Origin of the sequence: Kushneria avicenniae (assembly GCF_900112585.1) — a bacterium.
Lineage (GTDB): Bacteria > Pseudomonadota > Gammaproteobacteria > Pseudomonadales > Halomonadaceae > Kushneria > Kushneria avicenniae.
This window is the reverse complement of sequence record NZ_FOLY01000002.1, coordinates 391,978-409,203: the sequence shown is the minus strand read 5'-3', so window position 1 is coordinate 409,203 and position 17,226 is coordinate 391,978. Positions and strand designations below refer to the sequence as shown.

The window sequence follows — 17,226 nt, the reverse complement described above, 5'->3', positions numbered from 1 at the left end:
TCGGCCGAGCCGGCCCCTGGGAAAAGCCGCAATTATGCCATCATCTGCCAGCAGGTCGTCCAGCGGACGATGCGACCTGCCCCGGAGGCTACCAGCGACGGATCACGTCGGTATGCAGCGCGTAGTGCGCCAGGCGGTGAACATCGCGCACCTCATCTTCGAGCCGCGCTCGATCACGGAAATAGTTCTCGAGCGTTTTCGTGATGGTCGAAAAGGCAAGCTCGGACCAGGGAATCTCTTCTTCGTAAAAAAGCGCCACTTCGAGACTTTCCGGACCGGCCGCGAAGGCGGGGGTCAGGTCGTCACGCAGCCGTGCCAGATAGATCATGTAGACCTGATTGATGTGGGGCAGATCAACCATGGTATAGAGCCCACCGATCTCGATCTCGGCGCAGGCCTCTTCACGGGTTTCGCGAATGGCGGCCTCGGGCGTGGTTTCGCCGTTTTCCATGAACCCGGCCGGCAGGGTCCAGCACCCTTTTCGCGGGGCGATGGCGCGGCGACACAGCAATACCTGATCCTTCAGGATCGGTAGACTGCCGGCCACGATACGTGGATTCTGATAGTGGATGGTGCCGCAGTTATCGCACAGATAGCGTGGACGATCATCGTCTGCCGGGATGGCAAAGCGCACTGGCGCGCCGCAATGGCTGCAAAAATTCATGCTGTCCTCGTCACTTACGGCGAGTGGCCGAACGCTTTACACTACGTTTGATCATCTCATGTGTCGATTGGCGATTTCGCCATGATGCTCTGATCTCTCTTCAGGATGGTGTCTGTCATGCTGCGAAAGGCCCAACATCGACTCAAGGATCATCGGCCGGCGCAGATTGATGGCCGTCATCCCCGCGCGGCCGTGCTGATGCCGATCATCAATCACGACGCGCCAACGCTTTTGCTGACGCGGCGCAACGCACGCCTGAGTTCTCATGCCGGTCAGGTGGCCTTCCCCGGCGGCAAGCTGGACCCGGAAGACGAAAGCCTTGAAGCCTGTGCCCTGCGGGAAAGCTTCGAGGAGATCGGCCTGCCCTCCGAGCGGGTCAGTCTGCTGGGCCGGCTGTCGGACCGTTTCTCGGCCAACGGCATGATCGTGACGCCCTTTGTGGGCCTGATCGAGCCCGACACCACCTTCACCCCCAACCCGGACGAAATCGACACCATTTTCGAGGTCGAGCTGGCCCGACTGATGACCGACCCGCGCCAGCACACCGATGTCATCCGCGATGACGAGACCTGCTGGTATGTGCCCAGCTACTCGATTCTCGAGCATACGCTCTGGGGTCTTTCGGCGATGATGGTCGTCGAGCTCCTCAACGTGGCCTTTCAGGTGGATATCGGCCTTGACCGTTACCCTGAAAGCTCGATACTTCGCCATCTCCCTCCTCGACCGTCACGAAGGCGTCCGACATGAGCACCGTTCGCAATGATTTCGACCATGAGACCCGGGCCCTGCTGGCAGCCTCGCCGCTGATCCCCGAGCGCGTTGATGCCCTCATCGAGGATCTGATCGAACAGGGGTTCAGCTGTCAGCGTGACTTTTTCTCACCGGCGCTGATCGATGCCCTGCTGTCTGATCTCGAACAGCTTGAAGCCGACGATGCACTGGCCGATGCCGGTATTGGCCGACTCAAGGAGCATCAGCTGGCCGCCAGCATTCGCGGCGATGCGATTCGCTGGCTCAATCACGAAAGCCCCGCCCAGCGGGTTTATCTTCAGCGTCTGGAAGAGCTTCGCGAGCTGATCAACCGGGCGCTGTTTATCGGCCTTTTCGAGTTCGAGGCTCATTTTGCCCGCTACCCGCCGGGCGCCTTTTACAAGCGTCACGTGGACAGCTTCCAGGGGCGTGCCAATCGGGTGATTTCCACGGTGACCTATCTCAACCGCGACTGGCCCGTCGATGGCGGCGGCGAGATGGTGATGTTCGAAAGCCAGCAGCAGGGCCCGGACGGCTTCGACCCACAGGCGCCGAGTCGCGAAATGGCCCGGGTACGCCCGGAAGCCGGCACCCTGGCCTGCTTCCTGTCGGACACCGTACCTCATGAGGTGCTGCCGACCCGCCTGCCGCGGGCCAGCATTGCCGGCTGGTTCCGGCGCAACGCCTCGATCAACGGCGTGGTCGATCCGGCCCATTGATAATGATCGTGCCTTTATCATGACCTTCAGATAAAGCCTGCCGGATGGACGCTTTTCATCGAATTCTCGTTCCGGTCCTGCCATTAAAGTTGATGCCATCACAGCCGACATATGCTGCTCGTATCAATACGGGTTCTGTTGGCTGAATCACCTCCAAAAATGGCGAGATCATCAATCGATGAAACGCATTCTGCCTCTGCTTGCAGTGCTTTTATGGACAGGCAGTGCTGACATACAGGCACAGACCCGCTTTCTTGACGACCGGGTAACCCTGAGCGGCTTCGGCACACTGGGACTTTTGCACAGCAATCAGGAGCATGCCGATTTTGTGCGCGATATCGGTCAGCCCAAAGGCGCAGAACAAGGCTGGAGCAGTAGAATCGATACACGCCTGGGCCTGCAGGCCGATATCAGATTCGATGAGAAGCTGACCGGCGTCATACAGGGCATGAGTCAGTATCACAGCAGCGGGGATTTCAGCCCCGAACTGATGCTGGCCTTCCTGCGCTACTCACCGGACCCGGGATTTCAGTTTCGCGTCGGCCGGCTGGGGTGGGATGTCGATCTGGTGTCGGATTCACGCTACGTCGGTTACGCCTATCCATGGATTCGGCCACCGGTGGATCATTTTGGCGTTTTGCAATTGACCTATATCGATGGTGCCGATGTGACGTTCAAACGTCCGATGGGCAGCGATCTGATCTGGGCGCGATTTTTCACTGGGCGCACCAACAGCCGCGCCTATTTATCGGACGAGCTGTACGCCAATTTTGATGCCGACCACATTTACGGTGGCCATCTCAACTATGAAACAGGCGCCTGGCGGTTTCGCGCAGGTTATACCCGAATCGAATCCGATGTGGACTATGGCGGAACACTGGCCGATCAGGTGGCCCAGATTCCCGGCTTCAATACCCGACGCTTTTTTAATGCAGCGACCGGGTTTGAACAGCTTGAAGTCTATTCGGTGGGGGCCATCTATAATCCGGGTCCTTTGCAGCTTCAGGCCATATGGAATCGCGACATACTGATCAGAAATGAAATCTGGGTAGATTCAGCCTTTGTCTCGGCCGCCTGGCGCTTCAACGATCTGTCACCCTATACCGTCCTGTCAGCTGTCAGAACGCATGACGATCGCGACGACCCATTGAACTCCAATATCGAGCAGCGCACCTGGGGGGTCGGTCTGCGCTATGACGTAGCCAACGATCTGGCGATCAAGACTCAGGTCGATCGCATTCATACACACTCTCCCGGCCTGCTTTGGCGTAACACTGACGACAGCTGGAACGGCGGCTGGTCAACCATGGTCAGCCTCGGGCTGGATTTCATCTTTTAGGGATATCTCCATGACCCGCGTCATGCGCATCATCCTGTTCACTCTTTTGCTGAGCGCCGCGGCCGCGAGGGCTGACATTGCCATCGTCATCAACAGTGATAGCGACGTACAACAGATCAATCGCAGCGAAGCCATCAATATCTTCATGGGACGCTATCGCAAGCTGCCGGACGGCAGTGTGGCACTGCCGATCGATCAAACGCCCCTACGGGCACGTTTTTATCGATCGCTGGTCAACAAGGAGATGGCCGAAATCAATTCCTATTGGGCACGTCTGGTCTTCTCCGGCCAGAGTTCACCTCCGCAGCAGGCCGCAAGCACCATAGAGCTCGTTGACATCATTACGCACAATACAAACGCTCTTGGTTACATCGATAGTGATCAGGTACCGGCCAGCATGCGTGTTCTCATGACACTGCGAGAATAGGTCATGAAGTGCCTGTCGACGCTCGCTCACAGCCGTCTTGCCCTCCGGGCAGCTGCCGCCATCATGCTGATCGTCGGTCTTCTTGGCGTCTGCTTTTTACACCTGGCAGTACATTTTCGCGCCGAATCCGAAAAGGATATTCAGCAAACGCGTCTGGAAGGGCTGGTTTCCACCGTTGAGCGTACAGCTCAGATTGCCTGCTTTCTGGAGGATACCCAGCTGGCCAGTGAGGTCACGCAGGGACTTCTGAGCAACCGCATCGTGCGCCGGGCGAGCCTTTCAAGAAACGATGGCAGCCTGCTGGCCGATCACATCACGAACTCCGATCACAGCAGTGGCACACCGCTGACCCGCCAGATTGCCTCCCCCTTCGAACCGGACAGGACGGTATGTCAGTTGACACTGGTGCCGGATCAGGACTGGATCGATGGCCAGATCAATGAAGCGACCCGTTTTCTTTCTGTCGCACTGCTGCTGCAACTTTTATGCATTGGACTCAGCGTGATTCTGGTGGTGTTTTATTTCGTCACCCGCCCTATCAGTGATATCTCGCAGAAGCTGCATGCGCTGGAAGCCGAAACCGGCCAGAAGCTGGCCACGCCTGGCGGCCATCGTCGCGACGAAATCGGGCGACTGGTGACCAGCGTTAATACCATGATCGACCGGCTGGTCAACAGTCTGAGCGAGGAGCGACGGCAACGACTGGCTCGGGAAGTCGAGGAACGGCGCTACCGCACGCTCTTCGACAACGTCGAGGTCGGCATTTTCGAACTGGATGACCAGGGACGACTGCTGTCGGCCAACCCGGCCTTTTGCCGCCTGTTCATGGCCGGCGAGCCGTTTGATATCAAAGCGCAGCCCAGGGTCTTTACGACACTGATCAGTGAAGGCGGCCCTACGCTACGGGAACTCACTACCCGAAGAGCGCGCCGGGACAGCGTCCGTGAGTGGGAAATGGCTGTAGGCAAGGGCGATCAACGGCGCTGGGTCAATGTGATGGTCAGCCGTCTGGAGGAAGGACGTCTACAGGGCGTGGCCCACGACATTACCGAGCGCCGGCGCGCCGCTGAAGCCGCCGAGAAGTTGGCCGTCACTGACCCGCTGACAGGGCTTGGCAATCGACTGGGGTTTGAGCGCCGACTAAGCGTCATCGAACGCTATCACCGCCTTCATCCTGATCATCGCCATGCTCTGATGATGCTTGATTTCGACCATTTCAAGCAGATTAACGATGCCCATGGTCACCATGCCGGCGACGAAGTCCTCAGACAGATCGCCGATATACTGCGCGCGATATCACGCCAGCATGACTTTTCGGCCCGACTGGGCGGCGATGAATTCGTGGTGCTTCTCGACCATCGCACCCCAAGGGACGATCTCGCCGTCATCGCACAGGGGTTGATCAACAGCATCAATCAGCCCCTGACGCTGCAGAACGGCCAGCAGGTTCGACTGGGCATCAGTATCGGCATTGCGATACTGGGCAGCGACACCCGCGACGTCCAGACGCTGGTGCAGTTGGCTGACAAGGCCATGTATCGGGCCAAGCGCGAAGGCCGCAACACCTTGCGCTTTCATGACCGACACCTCGCCTTCGATATCTGATCGAGCGCGCCGCTTGTCACGGGCGCGACTCATCAATGGCATGTTCGGCGTCAAAGCGCGCGTTGTCCTGATGTGCAGCCACCTCGGCCTCGTCCTTTTCTGCCTGGATCTCGGCGCCGGTCACCATCTCCTCGGTCACTTCAAGCTCGGCTCCCATTACGGACTGCACCGGGTGCGCGGCAAAGGGCGCGACCGGCTGCGGTGCCGGGCGCACGCTGCGCCGCCACATGAAAAAGAGCGCCATGACCGTGGAGATGATGGCAAATCCGTAGAAAAGACCATTGTCTCCCGTGCGGCCCATCAGGCCGGTCAGTATCGGCGCGCTGATCGTGCAGCCCACCGCATTGATCAGCAAAAGCCCCTGGCTCATGCCCACCAATGCCTGAGGCGGGGCCCGGTCAGCGGCGTGGCTCATCGCCACCGGATAGAGCGAAAACGCCACGCCGCCGAACACAAACAGCACGATCCCCAGTGCCAGTTCGCTGATGGCCGCCGCCATCGGCAGTGCCAGCGACAGGGCAATCAATGCCATGCCCAGAATGATCAGCACGATCTGGCGATCATTGCGATCCGACCAGCGCCCCATGGGGTACTGAAGCGCCATGCCGCCCACGATGACCATCGCCATGAACTGCCCCAGCCGCTCGACCGACAGCCCCGCCTGCTGCAGATACAGCGGCAGCAGCGAGTAAAGTGCCGCCACGATCAACCCCGAGCCGAACACCCCCATGACGCCGGTCGGCGTGACCCGCACCAGACGCCAGGGTGGCAGCGGTACGGCATGTTCCAGCAGCGGTGACACGCGGGGAATGATACACAGGGGCAGCAGCGACAGCGTCGCCAGCATGCCGATCACCACGTAGGGCATGGCGTCAAAGGGCGCCTTGAAAAGGCCCAGCAGCAGCTGCCCCAGCGCCAGCGCGGCGTAGAGCGAGATCATGTAGAAGGCCAGAATACGTCCGCGCCGAGCCGCATCACTGCTGGTCAGAAGCCAGCTTTCAATGACCAGATAGACCCCGACCGTGGCCCAGCCGCCCACCAGACGCATGGCAAACCACCAGCCGGCGTTGAGCCACAGCGCCTGAGCCAGGGCCGCCGCCGCTACCAGAGAAGCGAAACAGGCATAAGCGCGAATATGGCCGATACGCAGCAACAGCCGGTCGTTGAGTACCGCCCCCAGCGCCAGCCCCACATAGTAGGCCGAGGAAACCCAGCCAATGGTCTCGACCGACGCCCCGGCGTTGTCCAGTCGCAGTGTCACCAGCGTCGAGAGAAACCCGTTGCCCAGGGCCAGAATGAAAAGCCCCAGCAGCGGCGGCAGTATCAGCGTCAGCAGTGGACGAGCCATGAAGTCCTCACAAATCGCGAATGGAGATGACGCATCACACGCTCTGCCACCGCCACTCTGTCCTCAACGAAACGGGCAGCCCATCAGACCACCCCGACGGGTCGGATACGAAGGGATCATAAGCGATTGCCCCCTCCTGACCATGAAGGCACCGATTCAACTGGTTATACTCCCCGTCGATTCCAACACCATTAAAGCGTAGCAATGACGACAAAAGACAACTGGCAGGCGCGCCTGATCATGCGTCTCTGGCAAGTGCTCTCACGGCGCACGCCGCGCACGCTGTGGCGTCTGGCCTCGAGATTTGAACCCGTTTACAGCCTGATCGGCGTGCGCGAGCGCCGCGTCACCCGCATGAACCTGCGTCAGGCCTTTCCAGAGGCCAGCGACGAGGCGCGCCGAGCACAGATTCACGACAGCCTGCGCCACTCGATCGCCACCATGATGGAGCTGGGGTTTGCCTGGCAGGGCGAGCCGAAGGCGGTGACCCGCTCGATCATCGAGGTCCACGGTCGTGACCTGCTTGATAATGCCCGCGCCGAAGGCCGTGGCGTGATCGTGCTGGCGCCGCACTTTGGCAACTGGGAAATTCTCAACTTCTGGCTCTCCAGCCACTTTCCGTTCACCGCCATGTATGAGCCGCCCAAGATGAGCGCGCTCGACCCGGTCATTCGACACGGTCGCGAGCGGATGGGGGCCCAGCTGGTCCCCACCACTTCCCGAGGCGTGGCGGCACTGTTGAAGGCGCTCAAGCGCAGCGAGGCCATCGGCATTCTGCCGGATCAGGTGCCGAACTGGGGCAGCGGTGAATTTGCCGACTTTTTCGGTTATCCGGCCTACACCGCCACCCTGCTGCCGCGGCTGGTCTCGCGTACCGATGCACGTGTGGTCACGGGCGTCGCCAGACGGCGCGAGGATCGCCAGGGGTTTGATATTCACTTTCTGGAAGCCGATGAGCGCGTCTACGCCCAGGAGGATGACGCGCTGTCGGCGCGTGGCGTCAATGCCAGCGTCGAGGCCGCCGTTGCGCTGGACCCCATGCAGTATCAGTGGGAGTACAAGCGCTATCGGCGCACGCCCGGCCAGCGCGAAAACGCGCCCGGCTGGCGGGCGCGACGGTTTTACAAGCAGGGACGCAGCGGCCGCAAGCTCTAGGAGGCGGATCCGGGATCAGTCGCGGAAGTTATCAAACTGCAGCGGCAGGTCCGGGCCCTCCTCGCTTTTCAGCAGCGCAATGGCCTGCTGCAGGTCATCGCGCTTCTTGCCGGTCACGCGCACCTTGTCGCCCTGAATGGCGCTTTGCACCTTGAGCTTTGACTCCTTGAGCTGCTTGACGATCGCCTTGCAGTCCACCTGCTCGAGCCCCTGTTTGAGCTGCACTTCCTGACGTGCCTTGACGCCGGACAGCACCGGCGCCTGCTCGTCCATGCAGCGCGCATCGATGCCGCGGGCGATCAGTTTGGCGCGCAAAACATCGAGCATCTGCTTGAGCTGAAAGTCGGCATCGGCTTCCAGCGATACCTTCTCCCCTTCCAGCGTGAAGCTGGCGTCCACGCCGCGAAAGTCAAAGCGCGTCTGCACCTCGCGGTTGGCCTGGTCGACGGCATTGGTCGCTTCGTGCTTGTCAAATTCGGACACGATATCGAACGAGGGCATGGCATGGTCTCCTGAATGCACCCAAAGGGCTGATTCTAGCCGAGTCCACCGGCCGGGCCCATGGCTCCAGCGCGGCTTTCGTATTCACACGGCTGCGCCAGTTGTTCGGCGGCCGGCGTCAGGGGGCGCTCGTGGTAGAGAATCAGATAAAACCGCCCCGGCGGCAGGGGAATGTCCAGCGCCCGATTGTCGGCCAGCCAGCGGCACCGCCCTGCTCGATTCCGCACGGCGTGATGCCCTCGCCGCAAGGGCGCTGATTCGGGTCTGCGCGGACAGTTCTGCCCCTGTCGGGTTATGATGAAAATCTCTTGCCTTTTCGAGGAGCCTTTCGTGACCGACAGGGACCCGGTACTTCATGAAGACCCCGCCCGCGATGACGACCCGATGATGGTGCGCATCGGCTATGCCCTCTATCTGGCCAGCCTGCTGACCGGCATCACGGCGCTGGCGGGGCTGGTCATCGCCTACATTTATCGCGGCCGCGCTCCAGACTGGCTGCGTGATCACTATACCTTCCTGATTCGCACCTTCTGGATCGGGCTTTTGTACATGGTGCTGGCGACGATCCTGTCACCGCTGGGCGTCGGACTGCTGCTTTACCCGCTGATCACGGTGTGGATTATCGTGCGCTGCGCGCGCGGCTGGCGCGAGCTCGAGCGGCGGCGCATTCCCTCGCCGCTGATGAACTGGGCCTGGTAAGCCTCTCTATCGCATCGATATAAAAACGCCCGCAGCGATGGCTGCGGGCATTTTGACAGGTCGTTCCTTCAACACATCAGTCGGCCGTGAGCCCACCGAAGTGGCCGGCGCGGTAGTCGCTGACGGCCTGCTCGATCTCCTCACGCGTATTCATCACGAACGGGCCATGGGAGACCATCGGCTCTTTCAGCCGCGGGGCGTGACCAAACAGCAGGGTGGCATCTCCTGACCCACGAATCTCGACGCAATCGCCCTGCGTCTCGAATTCGATCAGGTGACAGGGCCGAATCGCCTGTTCAGAAATCATGATGTTACCGCGCACCACGTAGCAGAATATCTCATGATCCTCGGGTACCGGCAGATGAAGCAGCGAGCCTTCACTGATGGTGATCACCGACATGAAGGTGGGCGTCAGTGTCTCGATCGGGCCGCGGAAGGTGCTGCCCTGCTGGTCGAAATCACCGGCAATCAGCGTCATGTGCCCACGGCCTTCATCGAGTTCGACCTGCACCAGCTCATCGGCCTGCAGCCCGGTATAGCGCGGCTCGGTCATCTTGAGCTCGGCGGGCAGATTGATCCAGAGCTGGAGAATCTCCATGCGCCCGCCTTCGCGGCGAAAGGCCTCGGGCGAGATTTCCGAGTGCACCAGTCCGCGCCCGGCGGTCATCCACTGAACGCCGCCGGCCTCGATGATGCTCTGATGATCGTCGCTGTCCGAATGTGCCAGCGAGCCATCGAGGATAAAGGTCACGGTCTCGAAGCCACGATGCGGGTGCGGGCCGAACGGCAGCCCGGTATTGTTTTCACGATACACCTGCGGCCCGTGATGATTGAGAAACAGCCAGGGATCGAGATAGTCGATCGAGGGTCCGGGCAGCGGGCGATGCGTGATCAGATCGCCAATATCATCGCGAATGGCGGTATGCAGATGTCTCACTTTGCGCGCAGTCATGGGTGTAGTGTCCTGTCGTTAAATGAAACATTAATGCTCACAATTGTAAGACACATCCCTGCACTGTGCCGCGATCGTCCGCCGAAGACGCCGCTACCCTGCGGCGTCTTCGATCAGTCGCCGCAGCCGCAGTCCCGCCAGCAGCGCGATCAACAGCAGCGCGGCGATAAAGGCGGCCACGCCGTTCCAGCCGCCCATCGTCCAGAAGGCACCGCCCAGCGTGCCGGCCAGACTCGAGCCGAGATAGTAACTGAACAGATACAGCGACGAGGCCTGACCACGGGCCTGGGTGGCCCGCTGCCCGACCCAGCCGCTGGCGATCGAATGCGCGGCAAAAAAGCCGAAGGTGAAGATCAGCATGCCGATCATGATCATTACCACCGGTGAGGCCAGCGTCAGCGCAAGCCCTGTCAGCATCACGACCACAAAAATCCAGAACACACGCGGTCGCCCCAGCCGGTCAGCCAGACCGCCGGCCCAGGCCGAGCTGTAGATGCCCGAGAGATAGACAATCGACAACAGCCCGATCACCGTCTGACTGAAGTGATACGGCGCGTCCAGCAGCCGATAGACGATATAGTTGAACAGCGTCACGAAGCTACCCATCAGCAGGAACGCCTCCAGAAACAGCCACGGCAGCCCGGCATCACGAAAGTGCAGTCGAAAGGCGCCCACCAGATTGGCCATACTGAGCCGCCGGGGTTCGAAATGGCGCGAGGCCGGCAGCATTTTCATGAAGGCGATCGCGCTGATCAGAGAGATGATGCCCATGGTGGCCAGCGTTACCCGCCAGTGGACGAAATCCACCATCACGCCGCTGATCAAGCGTCCGCTCATGCCGCCGATGGCGTTGCCGCCGATATAAAGCCCCATCGAGACGCCAATAAAGCTCGGGTGAATCTCTTCGTTGAGATAGGCCATCGCCACGCCGCACAGCCCCGCCATGGACAATCCTGCCAGTGCCCGCATGACCAGAATCGTGCCCCAGTGCTGCATGAACGCCGCCCCGATGGTCAGCGTTGATGCGCTTAAAAGCGCCAGCGACATCATCTTCTTGCGCCCGATAGCGTCCGACAGCGGCCCCGTGATCAAAAGCCCCACCGCCAGCATGCCGGTCGACACCGACAGCACCAGGCTGGTACTGGCCGGGTCGATCCCGAAGGCCTCGGACAAAATCGGCAGCATGGGCTGCACACAGTAGAGCAGTGCGAAAGTAGAAGCAGCGCCCAGAAACAGCGCCAGCATGGTGGGACGATAGCTGCGATCACCGCGCTCGATGAACGGTGTCTCTTCACCGGACGTTTTGACGTCGCTGCTGTCCGGATAATCCGTGCGGGACATGCCCTCTCCCTGTGATCACTGGCACCGATTGGCGGCGTCAGAACATGAATCGTTAAAGCCCACATTATAAGACGACTCGGCATTTTCGTGCCGCTGCCTGCCTGACAACACGTCCCCAAAACACCTGCTCATGAGTTATTTTGGCCCCTTCAACCATTGCCTTTACGGAGACGCCACATGCTTCAGAATTTCGACACGCTGAAAAACGCCTGCAGCGATCAATGGCAGGCCTATATCCAGCACCCCTTCGTGGCCGGCATCAGCGAGGCGACGCTGCCCACTCCGGCTTTTCAACACTATCTGCAGCAGGACTATCTGTTTTTGATCCACTTTGCCCGCGCCTGGGGGCTGGCGGTGTATAAAAGCCGCGACATGAACGAGCTTCGTCACTCGCTGGACAATTTAAAGACCATCGTGGATACCGAGATGGGCCTGCACGTGGCCTATTGCCGGGAGTGGGGCATCGATGAGGCAAGCCTTCACGACCTGCCCGAGGCGCAGGAAACGCTGGCCTACACCCGCTTCGTGCTGGACTGCGGCCACCGCGGCGACCTGCTGGATCTGCACGTGGCACTGGCGCCGTGCCTGATCGGCTACGCCGAGGTGGCCGAGTGGATCGCCACGCGCTCACAGACCGTGACCGTTGATAACCCCTACCAGGCGTGGATCGACATGTATCGCGATGAGGACTATCTGGAAGCCGTACGTCGGGAGCGCCTGTGGCTGGATGAACGCCTCGCCGAAGTGTCACCGGCTCGCTTCGCTCAGCTGACCACCACCTTTCGTGATGCCACGCGTCTTGAAGCCGCGTTTTGGCAGATGGGGCTTGATGCTGCGGGCTGAGCGGCCTTCCTCATGGCAGGAACGAAGGTGAGGCCTTTACTGGAGTCCTTGGCGATAGATAGGGATGTGGCGGCCGTCACGTACAGCTTGCTCGACGGTATCAATATTTAAGTGCGTAACGTCAGCTCAAGTCGCCAAGGCTTGGGATTTTGTTTCTTTTTCAATTTCGGGAAGATCGGAGACTATAGACAGCTGGGTTAGAGCATGTTTCTCCCCCTTTAATACCCAACGCCTCAAACACTAGCGCAACCTAGCTGCGTCTGAGTGCTTTGACTTATTAACAATACTTATCTAAGGCTAACTCTAACTCATCGGCTTTTATCTTTAAATCTGCTGTCGTTGGCTTCCTCGACATGCGTTTTATCTTCTCACACGGATCTTGCAGCCGGTGATTTAGCTCGGGAGAAATTGCTTTGCTCAAATCAACCATGAATTCGCATTCATCTAAATAAATAGTTATAACGCGCTTACCGATATCATCTATTATGACCGCTCTAATAGGGCATGCTTTTGCAAGCTCGACAAACCTGCTATCAAAAGACGCAAAGAAGGGCACATAAAAATCACCGACATTTGACTTGCTTGCGAGTGTCTCTTGGTATCTTATAGCGAACAAATCCCAAGACATCCCCTTTATTTTCTGAAGCGATTTTTTGCCCAGCTGAGCAACAGGATCAAAAAAACGGAAACTTTTACCGTGCTTCAGCAATTTCCACGCAAAATAAATTTCGGTTTTTGCAAAGGCACCCAAAGCATCTAAAGAAAACTCAATTAATAATTCAATCTTCTTACTCAAGCAAAGATTTTTTTGCTCCTTCAAAATAATAGCCTTGAGAAGAATAAGATAAAGTGCCATTCTTCTATTTAGAAAGCCTTTAACCTCACTGCTAGAATGAAAAGCATGTAATGTCCTTATCGCCCTTTGCCCAGAACACTCTTTACTCTCATAAAATCTTGGATTACGAACATCAAAAAATTCTTTTTCATATTCCAAGTAATCAAACCTCTTCAATGCTCTGATAGTATTGAATGGCCTGTGATTTTCTAGTTTCATTGAATCAATCAAGTTCTCGATTATAAAAAAAGAATAATCAAAATTAAAACCCTGTCCTTCCCCCTCCTTTATGAACCTGACAAGTCCTTCAAATCGCTTTTCATCCTTGTCTAAAGAACCGCCTCTCTCCCATATTCTAAATTTCTCTGCAACATTGGAATCAAAACTAAGCGAATAATCAAGCGATATTTCAATGCGCCCTTTTGCTTTGATTTCTTCATAAAGCTTTTCTGAATAGAATAACAGTCCTGTGCCATAGAAATATTTTTTTAACGTTGGGCAATGTTGCTCTATCTTTTTCAAAGATGAATGCGAAAATTTTTCTTCCAGAGCATCTGTGGAATATATTATTCTAAACCCACAAAACAAGTTTTTGTTGTTCTCGATAAGATTTTTAAAGCTATCCGAAGTCTTATGCATTATTACTGCATCTGCAGCATACTGAAGCCTCATTATTCTTTGCTGCGGTGTTTCTGTTGTCACAGAAGGCCCCTCGTATTATTAACGCCCGAATTTTCGGCTGATTCAGAGTACAATGAAAAACCTGTCTGGCAACATGCTTTTGTTAGTTCTCACTCACTTCCTCTGTTTCGCGATCTTCTTCTGGAACCCTTCCTGCCTCCCTTAAAAGAATTAGAACGGATTCACGATCGTCATAGAAATCTTCAAGTATTCTCTGGCAATAATGTCTTGCTGCTTCTACATCTTCCTCCGGAATTTCGTGCCAATCGTCATGCAAAACGTCGTTACCCAAAACTCGAACCTCATCATGAGCTCTACGCTTTCTCGCTTGCGTTATGACACCATCCTCAGCAGCTGCCTCAATTTGTTTGTATAGATTGAATTCCTTCTTAGTTTTATAGCCATTGGCGCGTAGTGTCTTATCAAGTACAGAACGGACTAGTCCTGCAGAAGCCCTAATACACTGATTTTCCAAGCATGTCTCAGCTTCACGAAATTCCGTAGCTATTCCCTGTGGCACTGAACTTGGAATTGATAGGCGTTGCTTTGTTTCGGGAAAGAATTTCAATAAACGGTTATACGAGCCAGGATAGCTCCCTCCACCTCCCATTTTTATGACGCCAAACGCCCCCATTCCGCAGCCAGCGCATTTAAAAACCCTGTAGGAGACAACACAGTCTCCCCAGTAACGATCTTCTTCCCTTCTCTCATGCGCTCCAATTTCACGGCCGTTAACGTGCCACTCGAAAGTACTTCGGCCACCACGACAACTAGGGCAATGACTAACAATAGAACCTTCTTTCTCATTTAAATGTGCCATGGTTCTCCTTGGGATATAACAGTGATTATGCAGCCACCCCGTACAAAACTATCCCATCGATTATAAAGGCGGCAAAGCAAATTTTGCCGCGAGCGGGTATTGGGAAAGAGGAGCTGTCCAAAGAGTAGGCGGCAATGGCCTGAATACGCTACGTGTTGGGGACCGGCAACCATTTTTTCAGCTGATCATCACTTTCCGCAAAGCCCCGCATCTTGAAACGGCCTTCTGGCAGATAGTGCTGAATGCGACGCCCTTAACCGGTGTTAAATGCCGATTGATGGCACTTGACCGTCCGGCGCCGGACAGCACAGACTGACCCGGCAATGGCCTGGCCATTGCTGCTTGACGGGGTGCCGGTGGAACCGGCTGAGATCACCTTGTGTCGCTCTGCGATACCACGGTGGATCCCGATGAACCTGATCCGGCTAATACCGGCGTAGGGATCAAGCGAAGGGTCCGCGCTGCCATCATGGCATCTCGCAACATCTCCCCTTCTCTACCTACGCGGTGCGCCGGCTGACTGATGTCACGCTCTGGAGCACACCATGACCGATACCACCGCCGCTCACGGCGCACGCTCTGCGCGCCGCGACCGGAAATCCCCGACCTTTCTGGCCGATACCGCCCGGGTGAATGGTGCCGCCATTGCCCCACTGCCCGCCTCGCGCAAGGTCTTCATCGAAGGCTCGCGACCGGATATTCGGGTGCCGATGCGCGAGATCAGCCTCTCGCCCACCACGACCAGTGACGGCATCGAAGAGAACCCGCCGCTGCTGGTCTATGACACCTCCGGCCCTTACACCGACCCGGATGCCGAGATCGACATCCGTCGCGGTCTTGTGGACCTGCGCCGCGCCTGGATCGATGAGCGCGATGACACCGAGTGGCTGGACGGCCCGACCAGTGAGTACGGCCAGCGCCGCGCCGAGGACCCGCGCCTGTCAACCCTGCGCTTTGCCCTGACGCGCACGCCGCGCCGCGCGAAGGCAGGCCAGAACGTGACCCAGTTGCATTACGCCCGCCAGGGTATCGTCACCCCCGAGATGGAATTTATCGCTCTGCGCGAAAACCAGCGCCGCCAGCAGCTCGGCACTGACGAGGTCGAGCGTATTCTGGGTCATCAGCACAGTGGCGAGAGCTTTGGCGCCCGCCTGCCGAAAGAGATTACGGCGGAATTCGTGCGCGAGGAAGTGGCCCGCGGGCGCGCCATCATTCCCAACAACATCAATCACCCGGAAAGTGAGCCGATGATCATCGGCCGCAATTTCCTGGTGAAGATTAACGGCAATCTGGGCAATTCGGCGGTCACCTCCTCGATCGAAGAAGAGGTCGACAAGATGACCTGGGGCATCCGCTGGGGTGCCGATACCATCATGGATCTCTCCACCGGTCAGAACATTCACGAGACCCGCGAATGGATCATCCGCAATTCGCCGGTGCCGATCGGCACGGTGCCGCTGTATCAGGCACTGGAGAAGGTCAATGGCGTGGCCGAAAACCTCACCTGGGAGATCTTTCGTGACACGCTGATCGAGCAGGCCGAACAGGGGGTGGATTACTTCACCATCCACGCCGGCGTCAGGCTGCACCATGTACCGATGACCGCCAGCCGCACCACCGGCATCGTGTCACGCGGCGGCTCGATCATGGCCAAGTGGTGTCTGGCCCATCATGTAGAAAGCTTTCTCTACACCCGCTTTGAAGAGATCTGCGAGATCTGCAAGCAGTACGACGTGGCCTTTTCGCTGGGGGACGGCCTGCGCCCGGGCTCGATTGCCGATGCCAACGACGCCGCCCAGTTCGCCGAACTGGAAACCCTGGGTGAGCTGACCCAGATCGCCTGGCGCCACGACGTGCAGGTGATGATCGAGGGGCCTGGGCATGTGCCGATGCACCTGATCAAGGAGAACATGGACAAGCAACTCGAGTGCTGTGATGAGGCGCCCTTCTACACCCTGGGGCCGCTGACCACCGACATCGCCCCGGGCTATGACCACATCACCTCCGGTATTGGTGCAGCGATGATTGGCTGGTACGGCTGCGCCATGCTCTGCTACGTCACCCCCAAGGAGCATCTGGGCCTGCCCAACCGGGATGACGTCAAGACCGGCATCATCACCTACAAGATCGCGGCCCACGCCGCGGATCTCGCCAAGGGCCACCCGGCCTCGCAGCGCCGCGACAATGCCCTTTCCAAGGCGCGCTTCGAGTTTCGCTGGGAGGATCAATTCAATCTGGGGCTTGATCCGGATACCGCGCGGGCATATCACGACGAAACCCTGCCCAAGGACTCGGCCAAGGTGGCGCACTTTTGCTCCATGTGCGGGCCAAAGTTCTGCTCGATGAAGATCAGCCAGGAGGTCCGAGATCACGCCCGGGAGCGCGGACTTGTAGGCACCACCGACGAGGAAACCCTCAAGCGCGGCATGAGCGAGCAGGCCGAGCGGTTCAAGGAGGAAGGCAGCGAGCTTTACAAGGAAGTTTAACCCGCCAATAAAAGGCCCCGGCAAACCGGGGCTTTCGTTTCTCGTAAGGCCACCTCTTCTA

Annotated in this window: 17 protein-coding genes and 1 riboswitch; of the genes, 9 read left to right on the top strand and 8 right to left on the bottom strand. The window is 58.0% G+C overall.

Annotated elements, in window-relative coordinates; translation table 11 throughout:
* Positions 1–88: 88 nt before the first annotated feature.
* On the bottom strand, positions 89–664 hold the full coding sequence (locus BM079_RS05160) for an NUDIX hydrolase (RefSeq protein WP_090131455.1): 576 nt from the start codon (positions 662–664) through the stop codon (positions 89–91).
* 117 nt (positions 665–781) lie between these two features.
* Here BM079_RS05160 and BM079_RS05155 point away from each other — a divergent pair, with 117 nt between their 5' ends.
* From BM079_RS05155 to BM079_RS05135, 5 genes are all read left to right on the top strand, one after another.
* Complete coding sequence (locus tag BM079_RS05155) at positions 782–1,411, top strand: CoA pyrophosphatase (protein ID WP_090131454.1); 630 nt, start codon at positions 782–784, stop codon at positions 1,409–1,411.
* Entirely contained in the window at positions 1,408–2,133 is a 726-nt protein-coding gene (locus BM079_RS05150; RefSeq protein ID WP_090131452.1) for a 2OG-Fe(II) oxygenase, read from the top strand. The genes BM079_RS05155 and BM079_RS05150 overlap by 4 nt, the downstream gene beginning before the upstream one ends.
* Positions 2,134–2,311: 178 nt before the next feature.
* Complete coding sequence (locus BM079_RS05145; RefSeq protein WP_090131451.1) at positions 2,312–3,472, top strand: porin; 1,161 nt, start codon at positions 2,312–2,314, stop codon at positions 3,470–3,472.
* A 10-nt stretch (positions 3,473–3,482) separates the two neighbouring features.
* The gene (locus BM079_RS05140) at positions 3,483–3,899 is read left to right on the top strand and encodes a hypothetical protein (RefSeq protein ID WP_139215263.1); all 417 of its coding nucleotides are present in this window, start codon (positions 3,483–3,485) and stop codon (positions 3,897–3,899) included.
* Positions 3,900–3,902: 3 nt separating this feature from the next.
* Positions 3,903–5,504 carry a diguanylate cyclase domain-containing protein gene (locus tag BM079_RS05135; RefSeq protein WP_090131447.1) on the top strand — a complete coding sequence of 534 codons (1,602 nt, stop codon included), beginning with the start codon at positions 3,903–3,905 and terminating at the stop codon, positions 5,502–5,504.
* A 16-nt stretch (positions 5,505–5,520) separates the two neighbouring features.
* Here the strand turns inward: BM079_RS05135 and BM079_RS05130 are convergent, their stop codons facing one another.
* Positions 5,521–6,852 carry an MFS transporter gene (locus tag BM079_RS05130; RefSeq protein ID WP_090131445.1) on the bottom strand — a complete coding sequence of 444 codons (1,332 nt, stop codon included), beginning with the start codon at positions 6,850–6,852 and terminating at the stop codon, positions 5,521–5,523.
* 204 nt (positions 6,853–7,056) lie between these two features.
* On the opposite strand from BM079_RS05130, the gene BM079_RS05125 reads away from it, so the two are divergent.
* On the top strand, positions 7,057–8,007 hold the full coding sequence (locus BM079_RS05125; RefSeq protein ID WP_090131443.1) for a lysophospholipid acyltransferase family protein: 951 nt from the start codon (positions 7,057–7,059) through the stop codon (positions 8,005–8,007).
* A 15-nt stretch (positions 8,008–8,022) separates the two neighbouring features.
* Here the strand turns inward: BM079_RS05125 and BM079_RS05120 are convergent, their stop codons facing one another.
* A complete protein-coding gene (locus BM079_RS05120) occupies positions 8,023–8,508 on the bottom strand; it encodes a YajQ family cyclic di-GMP-binding protein (RefSeq protein WP_090131441.1) in 486 nt (161 codons plus the stop codon).
* Between the two features lie 35 nt (positions 8,509–8,543).
* The gene (locus BM079_RS05115) at positions 8,544–8,735 is read right to left on the bottom strand and encodes a hypothetical protein (RefSeq protein WP_139215262.1); all 192 of its coding nucleotides are present in this window, start codon (positions 8,733–8,735) and stop codon (positions 8,544–8,546) included.
* 103 nt (positions 8,736–8,838) lie between these two features.
* Between BM079_RS05115 and BM079_RS05110 the strand changes: the two genes are divergently transcribed.
* A complete protein-coding gene (locus BM079_RS05110) occupies positions 8,839–9,207 on the top strand; it encodes a DUF4870 family protein (protein WP_090131437.1) in 369 nt (122 codons plus the stop codon).
* A gap of 76 nt (positions 9,208–9,283) precedes the next feature.
* On the opposite strand, the gene BM079_RS05105 is transcribed toward BM079_RS05110, so the two are convergent.
* Complete coding sequence (locus tag BM079_RS05105) at positions 9,284–10,159, bottom strand: pirin family protein (RefSeq protein WP_090131435.1); 876 nt, start codon at positions 10,157–10,159, stop codon at positions 9,284–9,286.
* Positions 10,160–10,252: 93 nt separating this feature from the next.
* A complete protein-coding gene (locus tag BM079_RS05100; protein ID WP_090131433.1) occupies positions 10,253–11,500 on the bottom strand; it encodes an MFS transporter in 1,248 nt (415 codons plus the stop codon).
* 177 nt (positions 11,501–11,677) lie between these two features.
* Between BM079_RS05100 and tenA the strand changes: the two genes are divergently transcribed.
* Positions 11,678–12,343, top strand: coding sequence for a thiaminase II (tenA, locus tag BM079_RS05095; protein WP_090131431.1), 666 nt, complete (start codon positions 11,678–11,680; stop codon positions 12,341–12,343).
* A 277-nt stretch (positions 12,344–12,620) separates the two neighbouring features.
* Here the strand turns inward: tenA and BM079_RS05090 are convergent, their stop codons facing one another.
* Together BM079_RS05090 and BM079_RS05085 are read right to left on the bottom strand one after the other, a co-directional pair.
* A complete protein-coding gene (locus BM079_RS05090) occupies positions 12,621–13,880 on the bottom strand; it encodes a hypothetical protein (RefSeq protein WP_139215261.1) in 1,260 nt (419 codons plus the stop codon).
* An 82-nt stretch (positions 13,881–13,962) separates the two neighbouring features.
* A complete protein-coding gene (locus BM079_RS05085) occupies positions 13,963–14,679 on the bottom strand; it encodes a DUF4145 domain-containing protein (RefSeq protein ID WP_090131427.1) in 717 nt (238 codons plus the stop codon).
* 336 nt (positions 14,680–15,015) lie between these two features.
* Positions 15,016–15,139, top strand: a riboswitch (TPP riboswitch).
* Between the two features lie 85 nt (positions 15,140–15,224).
* On the opposite strand from BM079_RS05085, the gene thiC reads away from it, so the two are divergent.
* Positions 15,225–17,165: a phosphomethylpyrimidine synthase ThiC gene (gene thiC / locus BM079_RS05080; RefSeq protein ID WP_090131425.1), complete on the top strand. Its 1,941-nt coding sequence runs from the start codon at positions 15,225–15,227 to the stop codon at positions 17,163–17,165.
* Positions 17,166–17,226: the final 61 nt, after the last annotated feature.

Excerpts from the sequence above, each read along its gene's own strand:
- BM079_RS05150 (WP_090131452.1), top strand. The coding sequence starts at position 1,408 with ATGAGCACCGTTCGCAATGATTTCGACCATGAGACCCGGGCCCTGCTG.
- BM079_RS05140 (WP_139215263.1), top strand. The coding sequence starts at position 3,483 with ATGACCCGCGTCATGCGCATCATCCTGTTCACTCTTTTGCTGAGCGCC.
- BM079_RS05100 (WP_090131433.1), bottom strand. The coding sequence starts at position 11,500 with ATGTCCCGCACGGATTATCCGGACAGCAGCGACGTCAAAACGTCCGGT.
- BM079_RS05125 (WP_090131443.1), top strand. The coding sequence starts at position 7,057 with ATGACGACAAAAGACAACTGGCAGGCGCGCCTGATCATGCGTCTCTGG.
- BM079_RS05135 (WP_090131447.1), top strand. The coding sequence starts at position 3,903 with ATGAAGTGCCTGTCGACGCTCGCTCACAGCCGTCTTGCCCTCCGGGCA.
- BM079_RS05120 (WP_090131441.1), bottom strand. The coding sequence starts at position 8,508 with ATGCCCTCGTTCGATATCGTGTCCGAATTTGACAAGCACGAAGCGACC.
- BM079_RS05155 (WP_090131454.1), top strand. The coding sequence starts at position 782 with ATGCTGCGAAAGGCCCAACATCGACTCAAGGATCATCGGCCGGCGCAG.
- BM079_RS05130 (WP_090131445.1), bottom strand. The coding sequence starts at position 6,852 with ATGGCTCGTCCACTGCTGACGCTGATACTGCCGCCGCTGCTGGGGCTT.
- BM079_RS05105 (WP_090131435.1), bottom strand. The coding sequence starts at position 10,159 with ATGACTGCGCGCAAAGTGAGACATCTGCATACCGCCATTCGCGATGAT.
- tenA (WP_090131431.1), top strand. The coding sequence starts at position 11,678 with ATGCTTCAGAATTTCGACACGCTGAAAAACGCCTGCAGCGATCAATGG.
- thiC (WP_090131425.1), top strand. The coding sequence starts at position 15,225 with ATGACCGATACCACCGCCGCTCACGGCGCACGCTCTGCGCGCCGCGAC.
- BM079_RS05085 (WP_090131427.1), bottom strand. The coding sequence starts at position 14,679 with ATGGCACATTTAAATGAGAAAGAAGGTTCTATTGTTAGTCATTGCCCT.
- BM079_RS05145 (WP_090131451.1), top strand. The coding sequence starts at position 2,312 with ATGAAACGCATTCTGCCTCTGCTTGCAGTGCTTTTATGGACAGGCAGT.
- BM079_RS05160 (WP_090131455.1), bottom strand. The coding sequence starts at position 664 with ATGAATTTTTGCAGCCATTGCGGCGCGCCAGTGCGCTTTGCCATCCCG.